Raw genomic sequence first — 18,060 nt, forward strand, 5'->3', positions numbered from 1 at the left:
CCACCGGCGTCCATTCGCCGTTCTGGGCATAGCGGTGAGCGACGCGGCCTGCGGTGTCGATGGCCCACAGGTGGATCCACTGGTTGTCCACCAGTTCCTTCACCATCGTGTGAGCCATGATGATGTCGTTGATCGCTGCCAGCGGCGCCTCGATGACCACATTGAGGCGCAGCGGTTCGTGCATCAGTTTTTCACCATCGTGCACCGATTGCCACGAGAGGCCGGTCCTCAGGTCGCCGCCATTGCCTTCCAGCACGCCCAAAGTGCCCACCACATTGTGCAGCACCTTGTTGCCGGCACCCCACACGCGGTTGTTCACGGCGGAACCATAATATTGCAGGTTAATCCACGAAGCGACGACCATCGGCGCTGTCATGATCAGCGTCAGCACGCCAAAGCCATCATCCTGGCGCCAATCATAATTGTGCAGGAAGCTGCGGCCGCCCAGATCAATGCCCAGGGTGCGGGTTCGCGGGGCGGCAATGAAGGCAGCGTTGCCCGCAAGGCCCCATTCGGGGCGCACCTGGGCCCAATCGCGGCTGCGGCGCAGGACCTGCGCATCGATATCGCCAGTGGGCGCATCGAGCGCCAGAAAGCGCGAGCGTTCGCGCCGGACCAGCGTCGAGGCGCGGCCCAGCCAACCATCGAGTTCGGCCAGTGCGCTGCGCAGCGCCGCCGGCACGCGGTCGCGGTCGAAAATGCTGATCTGATCGGTGGTGGTGTCGTGCAGGGCGCCAAGAAACCAGATATCATCGGGGATGGCGATGCCGCGTCCGCGCAGGCCGATGCGCACGGCCGGATCGTTCAGGATGTCGGCCGCGATGCGGGCGCTGGCTTCGCCGGTGTGGCCGCCGCACGCCCCGCAATCAAGGCCGGAGGCGTGCGGATTGTTGGCGGTGGTGCTGCCATGGCCGGCAAGCAAAACCAGCCGGGCGAAGTCCTTGGTCAGGCTCATGCCGCGCAGCACGGCTTCGGCCTGATTCAGCCGCTGCTGCGCCGTCAGCCCGGTCATGCGGCCGCCCACCACGCGCGGTTCCAGCCGCGGGCCGAGCTTGCCGATCATGCGGGCGTCAAACCCGTCGGTATTGGGATCAGACACGGTACGGGTGAGGCCCAGCGCGTCGCCCACCAGCTTGGGCGCGAACGCGAGCCCCATGGCTTCGACATACGTAAAGCTGGAGACGGCCGATTGCTTGAAGCTTTTCCACGCCTTGGCAGCGCGGCGGCGCAGCAGGCGCAGGCCAAGCACTTCGATTTCCTCGTCTGCCGAGGCGCCGTTCACCACTTCGCTGATGGTGAATGCCGGGGTGAGCAGCACCGGGCAATGGGCGCCGCCGGTTTCACGGCCGATGGGGATATATTCGATCGGATAGCCAAAGAAGCCGGCAAAACCGATGGTCTCCGCCCCCGGTGCAACCTGTTCCAGCGCGCGGCGATAGACTTCGGAACGCACGTCGATGCAGAACGCCGCCTGCAACGGTTTACGGCCCCCAAAACCATCCGACTGGCTGCGCGGCAGCGCGAACGGCTGCGGGGTGACATCTTCGCGGGCCAGCTTGGCCAGCAGCTGGCGCTGCCAGGCGATTTCATAGGCATCCTGGAACAGCAGTTCCACCGCCAGTTCCGGATCCGCCGAAAAGCCGGAATCGTCCGGCAACTGCGCAGCCTGGCGCATTTCGGCGGCCCAGGCGGCTTGGAATTGCGCATCGGAGCGCTGGCGAAACAGCGCATATCCCCACGCCATGCGGATGGCGAGCAGCTCGATGAGGCGGTTGTCGGCCCGGCCATAAAGCCCGTTGTCCCACACCAGATAGCGCACATAGGCCGCCCAGCCGCCGATATCGAACAGGGCGCGGTGCAGGTAATCGGCCGTTGCGCGCTGCGGAATGCCGATGGCTTCGACGATCAGGCCGATTGCCTCCACCGGATCTGCCGGAAGATCGGCAACGATGCTGCGGAAGCTCTTCACACCCAGCGCTTCGGCGCCGCGATCATGGCGCATCGATTCGCGCCAGGCCGCCCAAGGCGACATGTGCCGCACCGGCATCTGCCAGCTGGCCTGGCCTTCATCGAAATAGGCCGCGCACCAACGCGAGATTTCATCGACCATGAATGCGGTACGGCTGGCCTGCCGGTCACCGGCCGACAGCCGATCGAGGACTTCGGCGATGGTGGCGACCACACCGGGCCCCGAAACCTGATTCCTGGCGCGTTCCGCCGGATCGCGTGCCAGCGCCGTCTTGGCCAGGGCAACGTCTGCCGGGACGGCGGCGCTGCCCGGCGCACGCGCCAGCGCAGCGGCAATGTGGGCATCACTGATGATGCCGTCGGCAAGTGCGCGGCGATAAAAATCGCGCGGCATCAGCATGTCCACCTTGGCGACGCGGCGCAGGGTGGCAGTGGTGGCGGCAAAGCTTTGCCCGCTGAAGCCGAGGAACGGATTCACGGCAACAAAATGCTTGAGCGGCCACAGCGGCGCGATGCGCTGGCAGGCAATCGCGATGGCGGTATCCAGCGCGCTGGGGGCCGGGGCGGCGGTGGATGCAGACGCGTCGAGGGTGTCGGTGCTCATGGCAAAACCTTTCGCGGAAGGGAGGGGTTCAGCGGCGCGTTGGCAGGCCGGTGGGCCACAGGCGCAGCACCAGCCGATTGGCCAGCGCATTCACATAAAGGCCGTTGTGAGCGTGGACGTAAAAGGCCCGCGCCCATTCCGGCGTGGCAGCAACACCATCCTTGGCGGGCTTGGCGGTGATGAAACTGGCCTGGAAGACGGTGAGGACGGCAAAGCTTGCCACCACCACCGCGATCGCCGCCAACGCCGCCGCATCGGTGCGGTAGGCGCCTTGGGGCAGGGTGCCGGCCATCACGGCCGCCATGCCCGCCTGCACTGCAAACCACAGGCCGGCCACCACTGCCGCGCCCATCACCGTGCGCGCGATGACGAACCCGGTGGGGCGTGTGTCGATCGACTGGGCGATATAATGGGTGAGGCCCATGAGCAGGATGGCACCCAGCGCGAACAGGCCGGGTTCACGGCCGAGATCGAAGCCCGACAGCGAGCCGACGATGGCAACGCCTGCCAGCACGCCGACCACGGCGAGGCCGAGCCGGGCCGGGTGCGGCGCGCCGCCCGGGCTGGGCGACCAGCTGGCCCGGGCAATATCGACCACGCTGCCCGACGACAGGAAGGCATGTGCCTTGTAGAGCGAGTGGGCCACGATGTGCAGCAGCGCCGCAGGCCACGCGCCCAGCCCGCATTGCAGCAACATGAAGCCCATCTGCGCGATGGTGGACCAGGCCAGCGCCACCTTTATGGCATTCTGGGTAAGCATCACCACGCTGGCAAACAGCGCCGTGAAACCGCCCACCACCAGCAACAGATCCATCGAAGGGGTGGAGAGTTGCAGCAGCGGCGAGAAGCGCAGCGCCAGAAATCCGCCGGCGTTGATGATGCCGGCATGCAGAAGCGCCGAAACCGGGGTGGGGGTTTCCATCACTTCGGTGAGCCACCCATGGAGCGGAAACTGAGCCGATTTCAGCAGCGCCGCGGCGGCGATCAACACGGCTGCGATGCTGAGGCTGGCCGGGGTTTCTCCGGCGGCGGCAACGCCCTTCAGCGCCGCAAACAGGCCGGTGAATTCCAGCGTGCCGGTCGCCTGCCACAGCAGGGCGATGGCAACTGCAAGACACAGATCACCCAAGCGGCTGGCGATGAATTTCTTGCGTGCTGCCAATATCGCCGCCGGCCGGTCGCTGTAAAAAACCAGCAATTGGCCAAGGCCGATGGAGGTGGCCACCCAGGCGGCGAGGAACATCGCCATGTTGCCAGACAGGATCAGCAGCAGCACGCTGGCCAGGGTACCCGACAGCAACCGGGTGAAACGGGAATGGCCGGGATCGCCAGCAAGGTAGTTGCGCGAAAACAGCACGACGATGCTGCCGACGAAGCTGACAAGCAGGAACATCACCGCCGTGAGCGCGTCGAACAATATGCCGATGCCGGGCAGCGCCGGGGTGGCCAGCGGGCCGCCCAGCGCCACCAGCAGTGCGGCGATGGCCGCGCTGCACAAGCTGATCAGGGCGCCGCCGCGAGCGAGGCCGGCCAGCCGCTTGGGATCGGTGGCGGGCAGCGCCGCCAGCGCTAGCAGCGCCGCCGGCCCGGCCAGCACCAGCCATAACAAGAGGGTCGTCGTCGTCATCAATGTCGCTCCAACGGGAAGGGCTGAACTACCTGTCAGGTATGCGATGATGACATATGCGTAAAATATATATATTGATAATATTTGTTCTGTTTTATGAAAGCGTTTTCATGGCGGCCCTCAATTACAACCACTTGCGCTATTTCCATGCTGTCGCCCACGCTGGCAGCCTGACGCGCGCCGCCGTGCAGCTCAATCTGTCGCAATCGGCGCTGTCGGTGCAGCTGAAGGCGCTGGAGGGGTCGCTTGGCCACGACCTGTTCGAACGCAGTCACCGCCGCATGGCCCTGACCGAGGCTGGAAAGATCGCGCTGGATTATGCCGATACGGTGTTCGCGGCGGGCGACGCGCTGCAACAGACGCTCGCCGGGCGCGTGCGGCTGGATCAGCAAGTGCTGCGCATCGGCGCGCTGCCGACGCTGTCGCGCAATTTCCAGGCCGAGTTCATCGCGCCGCTGATCGACCGCCGCGATGTCGAACTGGTGATGGTTTCCGGCACACTGAAGGATCTGCTGGCGCAACTGGAAGCGCATGAACTGGACGTTGTGCTCGCCAACCAGCCGCCGCGCGGTGTGGTGGCGCCTGACATCATCAGCCGCCGTATCGCCCAGCAGCCCGTGGGCCTCGTCGGCCCGCCCGGCCTCATCGATCGCCCGCTGAACTTCCCGCTTGATCTCGCCGCGCTGCCCGTGCTGCTGCCGGCGAGGGGTCTCGATATTCGCACCGGGTTCGACCAGCTACTCGATGCAGCCGGCATCCAGCCGATCATCCTGGCCGAGGTAGACGACATGGCCATGCTCCGCCTGCTGGCTCGCTCGTCGCGGGCGCTGACGCTGGTGCCGCCGATTGTCGTGAAGGACGAACTCGCCGCCGGCACGCTGGTGGAGGTCTTCACCATCCCCGGCCTCACGGAGGAATTTCACGCCATCACCCAGCGGCGGCGCTTTCCCAATCCGCTGCTGGCCGAACTGCTTGAGGGCTAAAGCCCCATCTCGGCTCCCGCCGCCCTGATCCGGCCCTGCGCGTCGACATCGCCGGCAAACGCGGCCAGCGCCTGATCGCGGGCTGTCCTGGCCGCAGGCACCTCCCCCAGCACTTGGCGGGCACGCATCAGCCGCAGCCAGCCAGCTTCGTCATTGGGATTGGCCTTCAGCTTTTGGGCGAGGCCGTCGACCATGCCGCGGATCATCGCTTGCCGGTCGCCGGGCTTCATCGCCTGCGCGGCCTTCACCTGATCGCGGCTGGGGCTGGGCATCACGCCTGCGGGGGCAGCGGCATTGGCGGCAGCAGCAGCAGCGACTTGCGGCGGCAGGCCGGGCACGGCGGCATTGCCAACGGGCTTGGTAGCGACCAGCCGCGCGGCGATATCGATGCCTGCTGCCTGGGCCGTCTGCTGGATGACACCGCGCAATTGCGACAGCCATGGTGCGTCGGCAGGCGAATCTGCCAACAGCCTCAGCATGTCTTCCACGGCGTTCTTGCGATCACCCGATTCGGCCTTGCGCACGGCGAGGAAATAACGCGCGCGGGCATCAGCCCCGTCCTGCGCGGCAGCCTTTTCGAATGCGGCGGCAGCAGCCGGCGTCACTTGGCCACCAGCCTCCTGCACAAGCGCTTCACCATATGCCGATTGATAGCCTTCGCCGCCGGGTTTCAATGCAATGGCGCGTTCATAGGCCTTGGCGGCATCGGCATAACGGGCCGTCTGGAAATAGCTCCAGCCCAACATGCGCCAGCCTTCCGGATCGTTTGGCGTGGCCTGCATCTTCTGTTCAAGGCCGGCGACCAGCTGGGCAACTTCACCCTGCGCGGCGGCCCCTTGTGCCGACGGGGGTGCGGCGGCGGGCGCAACGGTGCTGGCGGCGGCACTGGTCGCGTTGCTGCCGCCCAGTTCAGGCTGGCCCATGCTGGCATACATCGCAGCGCCGGCCACAGCGACCATGGCGGCAAGGCCCAGCGCCAGGCCAGAAAGCGCGCCTTGGCCCAGACTACGGTTCAGTTCGGTCGGGATATGGCCAGCGGCGAGCAGGCGGCGGCGGATCTCGTTGCGCAGTCCCTCGGCTTCGCCGGGCTGGACGCTGCCAGCGGCCACTTGCACATCGACATCGGCGAGCTGGTCTTTGAGCACCGCGATGGTGGCGGCACGCGCGTCCACCCGAGCTTCGTGGCGGCGCACCAGCGGGATGGTAAGCCAGGCCGCGGCCAGCGCGGTCAGCGCGGTAAGGATAATCCAGAGCGTCATGTTGGAAATCTCAGCTGGAAGGGCCGGCCAGCCGATCAAGCTCGGCGCGCTCGGCCTCACTCAAGGGGGCAGCATCAGGGGTCATCACGGGACGACGGCGGAGCTTGACGATCAGGCCGGCTCCGCCCAACAGCAGAACTGCAAACGGCCCCGCCCACAGCAGCAGCGTGTCGCCTTCGAACGGCGGCTTCAGCAGAACGAAATTGCCATAACGCTCAACGACATAGTCGCGCACTTCGTTGTCGCTTCTGCCTTTGGCGATCTGCTCGCGCACCAGCACGCGCAGATCGCGGGCCAGCGGCGCGTCGCTGTCGTCGATGGACTGATTCTGGCAGACAACGCAGCGCAAATTCTTGGAAAGGGCGCGGGCGCGGGCTTCCTGCGCTGCATCGGGCAGCATCTCATCGGGCAGCACAGCGGCAGCCGGGCCAGCCGGCAAGATCACTGCAGCCGGGGCGGCGAGTGCAAGTGCCAACGCAAAAGCGATGCGCTTCATGCTTCAGCCTGCAATTGCAGCATCATCGGCTTGATTTGGGATTCCCAAATTTCCGGGCTGATCGGTCCGACCTGCTTGAAACGCACGCGGCCTTTCTTGTCGACCACAAAGGTTTCCGGCGCGCCGGTGACACCCAGATCGATGGCAGTGCGGCCGGGGAAATCGGCGCCCATGCCGGAATAAGGGTTGCCGTACCGAGCCAGAAAGGCGCGGCTGTCTTCGGGCTTGTCTTTCCAGGCGATGCCATAGACCGGGAAGCCTTCGGCAGCGATGCGTTCCAGCACCGGGTGTTCCTGCGGGCAGGCCGCGCACCAGCTTGCCCACACGTTGAGCAGGCGCGGCTCGCCCCTGAAACTGGCGCTGACCAAACCCGGGCCGCCGCCCGGTTCGTCGGCGATGCCGGGCAGGGAAAATTCGGGCAAGGGCCGGTCGATCAACTGGCTGGGCAGTTCCTTGGGATCCTGGGTCAAGCCAAAGCCGAGGAACGCAGCAAGGCCGGCAAATGCGATTACGGGCAGGATAAAAAACAGGCGCTTCATGACCCGCGCTTATTCCGCCGGAACCAGATTGGGCGCAAGAGGCCCCGCACCAGGCGATTGGCGAACTTGCGGCGCCCCGATACGGAAACGCCGATCAGCAAGGCTGGCGCAGCCGCCCATCGCCATCAGCAGGCCGCCAAACCAGATCCACCCCACCAGCGGGTGCCAGTAGATGCGCACAACAAGCCCCATGGTTCCCTTCGGCCCCCGTGCATCGGCCTGCGTATCGCCGATGGCGATATATTGATTGCCCAGCACCGACACGCCGATACCGGCTTCGGTCGTCTGGTTGCGCGACACGGTATAAAACCGGCGTTCCGACACCAGCACGCGTTCGCTGCCGTTCTGGCGCACGGCGAAGCGGGCGCGCAGGGCACGATAATTGGCGCCGTCCACCTCTTCGGCGCCTTGCATCGTCACGCTCACCGGGCCGGCCTGCGCCGTTTCGCCAGGGCGCATGACGAGAATTTTTTCAGCGGCAAAGCTGGTCATCGCCGCGATGCCGGCAGTGGTGAAGCCGAGCCCGGCATGGGCCAGTACCAGCCCGATGGTGGCCGCTGGTGTGGTGCGCACCAGACGCCACGAAAAACCGCCAGCGCCCCGCCAGCGCCGCACCAGCACCAGTGCCGCGCCCAGCACGAGCCAGCCGCCCAGCGCCAGGCCCAGCGCGGCCGAAACCTGCGCCAGCCCCAACCACAACGAAAGTCCCGCCAGCAACGCCCCCACAATCACCAGCGGAAGAAGAATTTTCTGGCCCAGCGCAGCCAGATCGTCGCGCTTCCAGGCCAGCATCGGCCCCACAGTGACAAGCAGCAGCAGCGGCGTCACCAGCGGCACGAAGACGAGGTTATAATACGGCGGGCCTACCGAAATCTTGTTGGAGGGCGACACCGCTTCCATGATGACCGGAAAGAAGGTGCCCAGAAACACCACGGCGGTGAGCGCCATCAGCAGCAGGTTGTTCATTGTCAGGCCGGATTCGCGGCTGACACTGCCGAACATTGCGCCCGATTTCAGCATCGGCGCCCGCGCCGCAAACAGCACCAGCGCCGTACCGGTGGCACCGATGATCATGGCGAGGATGAATACGCCGCGTTCCGGATCAACCGCGAAGGCGTGTACCGAAGTGAGGATGCCCGATCGCACCAGAAACGTGCCGATGAGCGACAGCGAAAATGCGAGGATGGCGAGCAGGATGGTCCAGCCTGCCAGACTGCCGCGCTTTTCAGTGACGATGGCCGAATGCAGCAGCGCCGTGCCCAGGAGCCACGGCATGAAGCTGGCGTTTTCCACCGGATCCCAGAACCACCAGCCGCCCCAGCCCAGTTCATAATAGGCCCAGAAACTGCCCAGCGTGATGCCAAGGGTTAGCGGCACCCACGCCGCCAGCACCCATGGCCGCATCCAGCGCGCCCACGCCGGATCGGCGCGGCCTTCGAGCAGGGCAGCAACGGCAAAACTGAAGGTGACGGAAAAGCCGACATAGCCAAGATAAAGCAGCGGCGGGTGGAAGACGAGACCGGGATCCTGCAGCAGCGGATTGAGTTCCGCCCCGTCGAGGGGCACCGGGAATAACCGCGCGAACGGGTTGGACGTGAACAGCGCGAAAGCGAGGAAGGCGACCGAAATCATTGCCTGCACGCTCAGCACCCGGGCCTGCAGCGTGGCGCGTAGATTGTTGCCAAAACGGGCAATTCCGGCACCATAAATGGCCAGCACCAGCACCCACAGCAACATCGAACCTTCGTGATTGCCCCAAGTGGCGGCCAGCCGGTACGGCAGTGGCTGCGACAGTGCTGCGTGGTTGGCGACCAGCGCCACGGAAAAATCGGCCTGCCCGAACAGGATCATCAGGCAGGCAAAGCTCAGGCTGATAAGCACTGCCTGCAAGCCGGCAGCGCTACGCCCGAACGCCATCAGCGCCGCATCGCCGCGCACGGCTCCCAGCATCGGCAACACCGCCTGCAGGGTGGCCACCAGCAGGGTGAGAATCAAGGCGAAGTGGCCGATTTCGGCAAGCATTTGCGTGTCGTCTCCAGCTATTGCGGCCGCGGTCCGGGAAATATTCACACCAGATTGCATTCTTGCTTAGCCGATGCGTATCAAGATGCTAGGATTTATCTGGCATTGAAGCACTGCTACAGGGCTTGATCCGGGGGGAAAAGCCGTTGTGACGACGTATCGCATCGCGATTGTGGGTTCGGGGCCTGGCGGCCTGTCGGCGGCGGCGCACGCGGCAGGGCTGGGCATCAGCCACGTCTTGCTGGAAAAGACCGACCATCTGTCGGACACGATCTACAAATACCAGAAGGGCAAGCATGTGATGGCCACGCCGTCACTGCTGATCTTGCGGTCCCCGCTGGATTTCGGCGCCGGCAAGCGCGAAGTCGTGCTGGGCACCTGGAGCGAGCAGACCAACGCCGCCAGCGTGAACGTGAAGCACAAGGCTGAAGTGAAGAGCATCGTCGGCACCGGCGATCCCATTCCCGGATCGGTGATGCAGATCGTCACCCGCAGCCGCGACGGTTCCACGCAAACAAAGGAACTGCAACGCCGCGCGCCGCCCTATCGGCTGACGCTGACGAATGGCGAAGAGATCATGGCCGATGCCGTGATCATGGCGATCGGCACTCAGGGCAATCCCAATCTGATGAGTTGCGCCGGCGGCAACAGTTCGCACGTGCAATATCAGCTGGACGACCCCACCGAATATACCGACGAGCATGTCTTCGTGATCGGCGGCGGCGATGCCGGGATCGAGAATGCGCTGGGCCTGTGTGCGGATGCGGCGCAGAACAACACGGTCACGCTGGTCAACCGCACCGCCGATTTTGCCGCCGCCAAGGATGCCAACGTCAAGGCGCTGATGGCGGCGCGCGATGCCGGGCGCATCAACATCATGGGCGAAACCACCGCCAAGGAAATCGAGCCCGGTTTCATGACCCTCGATACCCGCGACGGCGAGGTGCGGGCTCGCTGTGACCGGGTGATCGCGCGCATGGGTTCGGCGCCGCCGCGCGGCTTTGTCGAAGGCTGCGGCATCGAATTTGCCTCCAGCGACCGGCTGGCTTTCCCCAAGCTTTCCGCCACCTTCGAATCCACTGCGCCCGGCATCTATGTCGTCGGCGCGCTGGCCGGTTATCCGCTGATCAAGCATTGCATGAACCAGGGCCACGACGTGGTGGAGTTCATCAATGGCAATCTTGATCTCAAGCCGGCAGACGAGCCGATCCTGGAAGCCAAGTTCGCGGATATACCCACCAAGCGCAGCGTGTCAGACTGGCTGGAATATCTGCGCAGCCGCGTTTCGATCCTGAACGGCATGAGCAGCCTTCAGATGCGCGAATTCATGCTCGATTCCAGCGTAAGGCTTTACCGCGCTGGCGAGGTGATCTTCGAACGCAACACGCCCGGTTCGTCACTGTTTGGCATTGCCGATGGCCAGGTTCAGGTGGAGGTGAACCCCAGCGACACATCGATCACCGTGGCCATCGACACAGGCACCATCTTTGGCGAAGTCGGGCTGATTTCCGGCCGGCGGCGCGGGGCGACCGTGCGCGCCGGGCGGGATTGCGTTTTGGTTGAAATCAGCCGCAGCGCCGCATTGAAGCTGATGAGCCAGGTGCCATCGGCGGCGCGCGAGATCACCCGCATCTCTACCGAGCGCAGCCTGCTGCAAATCTTCAAATCGGGGCTGGCGCCGGCCGATCTTGTCGACGTGATCGCGGGTGCCAAGGTGGAAACCCTGCGTGCCGGCCAAGTCCTGATCAAGGAAGGCGACGCCGGCGACGACATCTTCATCATCCGTTCCGGCTCGATGGTGGTGGAAAAATCCCTTGGCGGCAAACCGGTGTTCCTCTCCTATGTGCCCGCCGGCAGTTATGTCGGCGAAATGGGCGTGATCGACGGCAGCCCGCGCAGCGCCACCGTGCGCGCCGCCGTAAAAAGCGACGTGATCCGGCTGGCTGGCGAACCCTTCCGCGCGTTGTTGGCCGCCAAACCGCAGTTGCTCGACAAGCTGCGCGGTGAAATGGCGGGCCGCATGCAGCTCAATAACTTCATCGAATCCAAGAAAGACAGTTTTTCCGGTGTCGTCGACATGTACACCGGGATCGCCAACTTCCTGGTGGAACAAGGGGTTGGGGAAGCAACTGACGTGCTGCTGATCGACGAAAAGCTGTGCGTTGGCTGCGACAATTGCGAAAAGGCCTGCGCCGACACTCACGACGGCCTGTCACGGCTGGATCGCGAAGCCGGGCGCACCTATGCCCATTTGCACGTTCCAACCAGCTGCCGCCACTGCGAGCATCCGCACTGCATGGCCGACTGCCCGCCCAACGCCATCCACCGCGGGCCAACCGGCGAGGTGTACATCGACGACAGTTGCATCGGCTGCGGCAACTGCCAGCGTAACTGCCCTTACGGCGTGATTCGCATGGACAAGGTGCCGCCCAAAAAACCCTGGCTGCTCAGCTGGTTCCTGCTGGGCAGGGGCCCCGGCCCCGGTGAGCCCAGCCACAAATGGGCCAAGAAAACCGATCCTGCCTACGCCGAAAAGGCCAAGAAGGCGATCAAGTGCGACATGTGTTCGGGCCAGGAAGGCGGCCCGGCTTGCGTGCGCGCCTGCCCCACCGGCGCCGCCATCCGCGTGTCGCCCGAACAATTCCTGAGCGTTGCCCTGATGAACCGGGAAGGACGCTGATGGCAAGCACCGCCCCGACAAAAGCAGGGCCTGTACGCAAGGCCATGTCTGGCAAGGCCGTGACCCGTGCGCCGCGCGACGTTGCCCACGAAGGTTTCCTGGTTCACCGCCGCGGCCGCTGGGCCAAAGTGGCCATCACCATCAGCCTCGTGGCGCTGGGTGCCTACCTGCTCACCGATCCCATCCCCCGCCACAACGGCGGCAGCTGGCTGGGCTACACGCTGGGCACGATCGGGGCCGGCATGATCGTCTGGCTGTCCCTGCTGGGTGTGCGCAAGCGGGTAATCGGATCAAAGCCATTCAGCCTGAAGGGCTGGACCAGCGCTCATGTCTATCTGGGCCTGTCGCTGATCGTGGTCGGCACGCTACACACCGGATTCCAGCTGGGCTGGAACGTTCATACCTTGGCGTGGGCGCTCATGATGATCGTCATCGTGTCGGGCCTGTGGGGCATCAGCCTGTATGCGACGCTGCCCGAACGCCTGTCGGCCAACCGGGGGGAGGTAACGCAGCAGCAAATGCTGGAGGCAATCCGCACGCTCGATCGCCAGCTTGATGCCGCAGCGCAGCCGCTTGGCGCCGATGATGCGGCGCTGGTGCGGCTCAGCCTGGAGGAGTGCCAGATTGCCGGCTCGGTGGGCCAACGGCTTTCCGGCAATTACGCGGGCGATGGCAACGCCCGCGCCGTCGCGGCGATCACCCAAAAGGTAATGGCCGGCCTGCGCACGGGCAGCGCCGACGAGCGGTTGCAGCAGATCCAGTTCCTGCTGGAACGCAAGGAGGCGGCGCTGGCCCAGGCCCGCCGCCATATCCGCATGAAAACACAACTGGAATTGTGGCTGTATATCCATGTGCCAGTGACGGTCGCGCTTTTGGCAGCGCTGCTCGCCCACATCATTTCCGTTTTCCTGTACTGGTGAGGGGGGAACGGACATGAGCTTCATTGTTCGCCATGTTGCCAAGCGCGCCGATGGAGGCGACATCATCCGCACTCGCACGCTTGTGCAGACGGAGCTGACGGTCGGGCGCGGCACCGATTGCGACATCCAGCTGGCCGATCTTGCCGTAATGTTGCGCCACGCGCGGCTGGTGCAGATTGCCGCCGGCAAGGTGAGCGTGGAGGCCACCGGCGGTGTGCCGATCGAGGTTGGCGGCAAGTTCGTTACCCGCGCCGATCTGGCCGTGGCCGACAATCCCGTCGTTGATATCGGGCCGTTCCGCCTGTCGCTTTCGCCCGGGGCCGATGGCGCGGTGGCAATCACCGCCGAACGGGTGGTGCCGCCGGTCGATGCCGCCGATGCAGCGCAGGAAACCAGCATCTTCTCGCTGGCGGGCGCGATGCCCACCAAGCGGCGCATGGCGTGGGCCGGGGCGCTGGCCGTGCTGGTGCTGTTGTTGCTCGTGCCGTTGTTTCACTTCATCGGCGAGGGCGAGCCGACCCTGCCCAAAGACATGCTGGCCGAAGCAGCGCGGCCCGTCACCCCGGGCGAGGCCTTTGGCGATGGGAAGCTGAGCGTGCTCACGGCGCGGCCGGCGGCGGCGGGCGGCTTTGCGCCTGACGAAACCTGGTCGAGCGGCGCCCTGTCCAACGCTCACGCCAGCCTGTCCAATAATTGCGGTGCCTGTCATCAAAAAGCGTTCGTGTCGGTCACCGATGGCGCCTGCCAGACTTGTCACACGGCTTCGGCGCTGCCCGATCATGCCGCGCCGGCCCGCATGGCCAAAGGCCGTCTGCCCGAAACAGGCGTGATGGCGGCCGCGCACAGCGCCTTCAACCTGCCGCAGGGCCGATGCACCAGCTGCCACAAGGAACATGAAGGTGAAGCCACGGTAATGACGGTGGCGGAATCCTTCTGTACCGATTGCCACGGCGGCCTGAAATCGCGGTTGTCGGACAGTCCGGTCGCCAACGTGCCGGGATGGGCGAAACACCCCGATTTCCGGGCCACGCTGGTGTCATTGCCCTCGGCCGACAAGCCGGTCTTCACCCGCACCGCCCTAGCCGGCGCGCGGGAGAAATCCGGGCTGATTTATCCGCATGACATTCACCAATCCGCCACCAATGCCGTTGCCAACATGGCGCTCAAACAGCGGCTGCCGGTAGCGGCCGATGGCGCGCTGCCGTGCAGCTATTGCCACAAGACCGATGAAAGCCAGGTGCGGTTCAAGCCGATCGACATGGAAGCCAATTGCGGTGCCTGTCATGATCTGGCGTTTGCGCGTGATGGCGGTACGGTGCGCACCCTGCCGCACGGCGAGCCCGCGCAAGTGGCCGGCATCATCCGCGATTTCTACCTGAGCCAGGCCGTTGCGCCGCGCACCGACGTGCAGCGCATCGCCTTCGATCGCCGCCTGCCCGGCCGCATGGCAGAAGTTGAGGTGGCCCAGTTGCGCCTGTCCGGCGTTGGCGATGCGCGCGCCAGGGCACAGGCCGCCGTGGTCGGCATCTTCACTGGCAAAACTTCGATTGGCGGCGCGGGCGGCAAGGGCATCTGCACCGATTGCCACATCGTTTCCGATAACGGCGCCGGCGATATCACCCGCCGCTTTGCCATCGCGCCGGTCAGCATCAACGATCACTATCTGCCGCAAGGCCGTTTCCCGCACGGCAAGCACAAATCCTATGATGGCAAGACCGGCCAAGCCGCCTGTGTCGCCTGCCATACCAGCGTGATGAAATCCAAGGCCTCAACCGACGTGAATATTCCCGGCGTTGCCAGTTGCCGCGAATGCCACGGCGCCCCGGCCAAGACCATGCTCAGCGCCACTGCCAAGGCCGGCGCAAGCTGCGATACCTGCCATGGCTATCACGAGGGCGCGGGACCCGCTGGCACGCTGCCGCCTGGCCACACCACGCCCACCCGCGTCGCCGCCCCCACCCGCGTCGCCGCCGCGCGCGGCCGGCAGACACCGGCCTGATGCGCAGCCCGGCTTGCCATCCGCGCCGCGCTGCATCAGTCTTGCCATGGGACCCGTATCTGCTGGGGCAACGGCCGTTTGGGGGACAGCCCCAGCACTGGGTGCGGCAGCAGGAGTGCGTGTGATGCTGATTGCCCAGGTGACGGATATCCACCTTGGTTTCCAGCCGGATGATCCGGAAGAAATGAACCGCAAGCGCTTCGACGACGTGTTGCAGTCCCTGCTTGCCCTCACCCCGCAGCCCGATCTGCTGCTGGCCACTGGCGATCTTACCGAAAATGGAAGCATCACATCCTACCAGACGCTTAAGACGGTGACCGACCGGCTGCCCTTCCCAGTGTTTTTCGCGTTGGGCAATCACGACAATCGCGCCAATTTCCGCAGCGTGTTTCCGGCCGTTCCGGTGTGCGGCACCGGCCATGTGCAATATGCCTTCACGCACGGCCCAATGCGCTTTGTCGTGCTCGACACGCTGGAGGAAGGCCTCCACGGCGGCGCGCTATCGGCCGACCAGGCGCAGTGGCTGGATGAAACGCTGGCCTGTGATGACCGCCCGACCATTTTGGTGCTGCACCACCCGCCGATCGAAACCGGCAACGGCTGGATGACCGAGGATATCGATGCGCCGTGGGTGCAGCGGCTCGCGGCCGTGGTGCGCCGGCACCCACAGATCCTGCGCATGGTTACCGGCCACCTGCACCGCGCGATCGTTACCGGCTGGCACGGTTCCACGCTAGCGGTCTGCCCATCATCGGCACCGCAAGTCGCCATCGATTTTCGCGCGATCGACGGCGAAAATCCGGACGGCCGCGACATGATCATTGCCGAACCACCCGGCTTTGCCCTGCATTACTGGACCGGGCGCGACCTGATCACCCATTATGCGTCAGGCGGCGAGCATCCGGTGCTGGCGCGTTACAATGCGCGCATGCAGCCCACCGTGCGACACATATTGGCGGAGCGGACGGGCCATTGAGCAGCCTTACGTCGCGCCTGCTCCCTGCCGAAACAACAAAATCGTTGGAAATTGCCAGAATAGTGTGGGCGCTCTTCACACACGCATGGGCATCAAAACATAAAGCGCCTTAGCGTCGTCGCTTTCACGAATCAGCGTCGGCGCAGAAGCATCTGCCAAATGGACATCCACCAGATCGGCATTCACCTGCCCCAAAATGTCGAGCAGATAGCGATAGTTGAAGCCAACCTCGATATCGGCGGCGGCATAATCAGCCGGCACTTCTTCCGACGCCGTGCCATTTTCCGGACTGGTGACCGACAGTGTGACCTTGTCCCGGCCCAGCGCCAGCTTGACGGCGCGGGTTTTTTCCGTGGTGGCAATAGCGGCCACGCGGTCAACCCCCTCGGCCAGGCTCCTGGTGTCGATCTTCAGCAGCTTGTCGTTCGCTGTCGGGATAACACGGGTATAATCGGGGAAGGTGCCGTCGATCAGCTTGCTGGTCAGCGTTGAATCAGCCGAAAAACGGAACCGCACCTTGGCCGCTGACAGGCCGATTTCCACCGGGGCATCGGCGGCCATTTCATCCAGCAGCTTGCGCACTTCGTTCACGCACTTGCGCGGCACGATCACGCCCGGCATGTCGGCAGCACCTTCGGGCAGATCAAGCTCGATACGAGCGAGGCGGTGGCCATCGGTAGCAACACCGCGCAGCTTTGGCGACGGACCAGTGGTGGCATGCAGATAAATACCGTTGAGATAATAGCGCGTTTCCTCGGTGGAAATCGCGAAACGCACCGCGTCGATCAATTCCTTCAGCTCACCGGCCGACAGGGTGAAGCGCACCGGCAAGTCGGTTTCGGCGATCACCGGGAAATCGTCGCGCTTCAACGTCGCCAGACTGAAGCGGCTGCGGCCGGCAACCACGGTCATGCGGTCGCCCGCTGCGGCGAGTTCAACCTGGCTGCCTTCGGGAAGCTTGCGCACGATATCAAACAGCGTGTGCGCCGAAACCGTGGTGGCACCGTTCAGATCGATCGCGGCAGCAATGTTTTCAACCACCTGCAGATCAAGGTCGGTCGCCATGAAACGCAAGCCGTCGGCCCGCGCCTCGATCAGCACGTTCGAAAGGATCGGGATGGTGTTGCGCCGTTCAACCACCGACTGGATATGCCCCAGACACTTCAGCAGGGTTGCGCGCTCGACGGTGGCCTTCATTCTGATCCTTGCGGCGAAATGGGGTGACGACCGCACTATAACCATTCAGGCGCGGGGTGGTAGTGGCGATGTGCGCCGAAATCGGCTTAAGCTGGCGGCATGGATCTGATTCTCGCCCGCCACGCCGAAACCGTGTTCAACGCCGCCGCCCGCATGCAGGGCAATGGCGCGCACACCCCCCTCACCCGCGCCGGAATTGCCCAGGCCGAAGCCATGGGCGCGGCGCTGAAAAACGTGCTGGGCGAGGCACCCGACATCGATTTGTGGGTATCACCGTCCGGCCGCACCCAGCAAACGGCAGCCATCATCGGCGAACATCTGGGGCTGGATTTCTTTGGTTGGCGCAAGGACGAACGCCTGCTGGAAATCGATGTCGGTCAATGGGAAGGCCGCTGGTACCACGACATCGTTGCCGAACTGGGCCGGCCGATCATTGATGCGGATCGCGGCCTGTTTACCGAAGCGGCACCCGGCGGCGAATGGTTCCCGCAAATTGCCGACCGCCTGAAACACTGGGTCGCCGACCTCGACCACAGCCGCCCGGCACTCGTCATCAGCCACGGCATCACTGCCAGCGTGCTGCGCGGGATATTGGTGGGCGGCGAAGACTGGCACGGCGTCCCCGTCGCCGCGCGCGCGCCGCAAGGCACGGTGTTTCGTATCGTGAACGGCACGGAAACAGCGCTACACATCGGCAGCGGGCCAACGGTGTCGCGCGCGGCTTGAGGGTCAAAAACAAATTATGACTTCGGCGGGCAGGCTCGCGGACCCTGCCCCCGGTTGGTTTGAC

The 18,060-nt window shown here is 64.7% G+C and carries 13 protein-coding genes; 6 read left to right on the forward strand and 7 right to left on the reverse strand.

Features of this window, described 5'->3' with window-relative positions; all coding sequences use genetic code 11:
• Both ACESL8_RS01850 and ACESL8_RS01855 read right to left on the reverse strand, forming a co-directional pair.
• The coding region (locus ACESL8_RS01850) for a YbcC family protein (RefSeq protein WP_372915314.1) at window positions 1-2,572 on the reverse strand (2,572 nt) is incomplete at its 3' end.
• A gap of 28 nt (window positions 2,573-2,600) precedes the next feature.
• Window positions 2,601-4,199, reverse strand: a complete 1,599-nt coding sequence (locus tag ACESL8_RS01855) for an NADH-quinone oxidoreductase subunit L (RefSeq protein WP_372915316.1) — start codon at window positions 4,197-4,199, stop codon at window positions 2,601-2,603.
• 110 nt (window positions 4,200-4,309) lie between these two features.
• On the opposite strand from ACESL8_RS01855, the gene ACESL8_RS01860 reads away from it, so the two are divergent.
• Window positions 4,310-5,182: a LysR family transcriptional regulator gene (locus ACESL8_RS01860; protein WP_372915318.1), complete on the forward strand. Its 873-nt coding sequence runs from the start codon at window positions 4,310-4,312 to the stop codon at window positions 5,180-5,182.
• On the opposite strand, the gene ccmI is transcribed toward ACESL8_RS01860, so the two are convergent.
• The 4 genes from ccmI to ACESL8_RS01880 are packed head-to-tail and all read right to left on the reverse strand — an operon-like array spanning window position 5,179 to window position 9,498.
• On the reverse strand, window positions 5,179-6,441 hold the full coding sequence (ccmI, locus tag ACESL8_RS01865) for a c-type cytochrome biogenesis protein CcmI (protein WP_372915321.1): 1,263 nt from the start codon (window positions 6,439-6,441) through the stop codon (window positions 5,179-5,181). The two genes, ACESL8_RS01860 and ccmI, sit on opposite strands and share 4 nt — an antisense overlap.
• 10 nt (window positions 6,442-6,451) lie before the next feature.
• Window positions 6,452-6,937, reverse strand: a complete 486-nt coding sequence (locus ACESL8_RS01870) for a cytochrome c-type biogenesis protein (protein WP_372915323.1) — start codon at window positions 6,935-6,937, stop codon at window positions 6,452-6,454.
• A complete protein-coding gene (locus ACESL8_RS01875; RefSeq protein ID WP_372915325.1) occupies window positions 6,934-7,476 on the reverse strand; it encodes a DsbE family thiol:disulfide interchange protein in 543 nt (180 codons plus the stop codon). The genes ACESL8_RS01870 and ACESL8_RS01875 overlap by 4 nt, the downstream gene beginning before the upstream one ends.
• 9 nt (window positions 7,477-7,485) lie before the next feature.
• Window positions 7,486-9,498, reverse strand: coding sequence for a heme lyase CcmF/NrfE family subunit (locus ACESL8_RS01880; protein WP_372915327.1), 2,013 nt, complete (start codon window positions 9,496-9,498; stop codon window positions 7,486-7,488).
• Between the two features lie 148 nt (window positions 9,499-9,646).
• Between ACESL8_RS01880 and ACESL8_RS01885 the strand changes: the two genes are divergently transcribed.
• From ACESL8_RS01885 to ACESL8_RS01900, 4 genes are all read left to right on the forward strand, one after another.
• Window positions 9,647-12,178 carry a cyclic nucleotide-binding domain-containing protein gene (locus ACESL8_RS01885; RefSeq protein ID WP_372915329.1) on the forward strand — a complete coding sequence of 844 codons (2,532 nt, stop codon included), beginning with the start codon at window positions 9,647-9,649 and terminating at the stop codon, window positions 12,176-12,178.
• A 44-nt stretch (window positions 12,179-12,222) separates the two neighbouring features.
• Window positions 12,223-13,098 carry a hypothetical protein gene (locus tag ACESL8_RS01890; RefSeq protein WP_372915331.1) on the forward strand — a complete coding sequence of 292 codons (876 nt, stop codon included), beginning with the start codon at window positions 12,223-12,225 and terminating at the stop codon, window positions 13,096-13,098.
• Window positions 13,099-13,111: 13 nt separating this feature from the next.
• Window positions 13,112-15,097 carry a cytochrome c3 family protein gene (locus tag ACESL8_RS01895; protein WP_372915333.1) on the forward strand — a complete coding sequence of 662 codons (1,986 nt, stop codon included), beginning with the start codon at window positions 13,112-13,114 and terminating at the stop codon, window positions 15,095-15,097.
• A gap of 124 nt (window positions 15,098-15,221) precedes the next feature.
• A complete protein-coding gene (locus ACESL8_RS01900) occupies window positions 15,222-16,073 on the forward strand; it encodes a metallophosphoesterase (RefSeq protein ID WP_372915335.1) in 852 nt (283 codons plus the stop codon).
• Window positions 16,074-16,148: 75 nt separating this feature from the next.
• Here the strand turns inward: ACESL8_RS01900 and dnaN are convergent, their stop codons facing one another.
• Window positions 16,149-17,270 (reverse strand): DNA polymerase III subunit beta, encoded by a 1,122-nt coding sequence (gene dnaN, locus ACESL8_RS01905; protein WP_372915337.1) that lies wholly within the window; start codon window positions 17,268-17,270, stop codon window positions 16,149-16,151.
• Between the two features lie 99 nt (window positions 17,271-17,369).
• Between dnaN and ACESL8_RS01910 the strand changes: the two genes are divergently transcribed.
• Entirely contained in the window at window positions 17,370-17,996 is a 627-nt protein-coding gene (locus ACESL8_RS01910; protein ID WP_372915339.1) for a histidine phosphatase family protein, read from the forward strand.
• Window positions 17,997-18,060 lie beyond the last annotated feature (64 nt).

It is taken from the genome of Sandarakinorhabdus sp. (assembly GCF_041689835.1).
Classification (GTDB): Bacteria; Pseudomonadota; Alphaproteobacteria; order Sphingomonadales; family Sphingomonadaceae; genus Sandarakinorhabdus.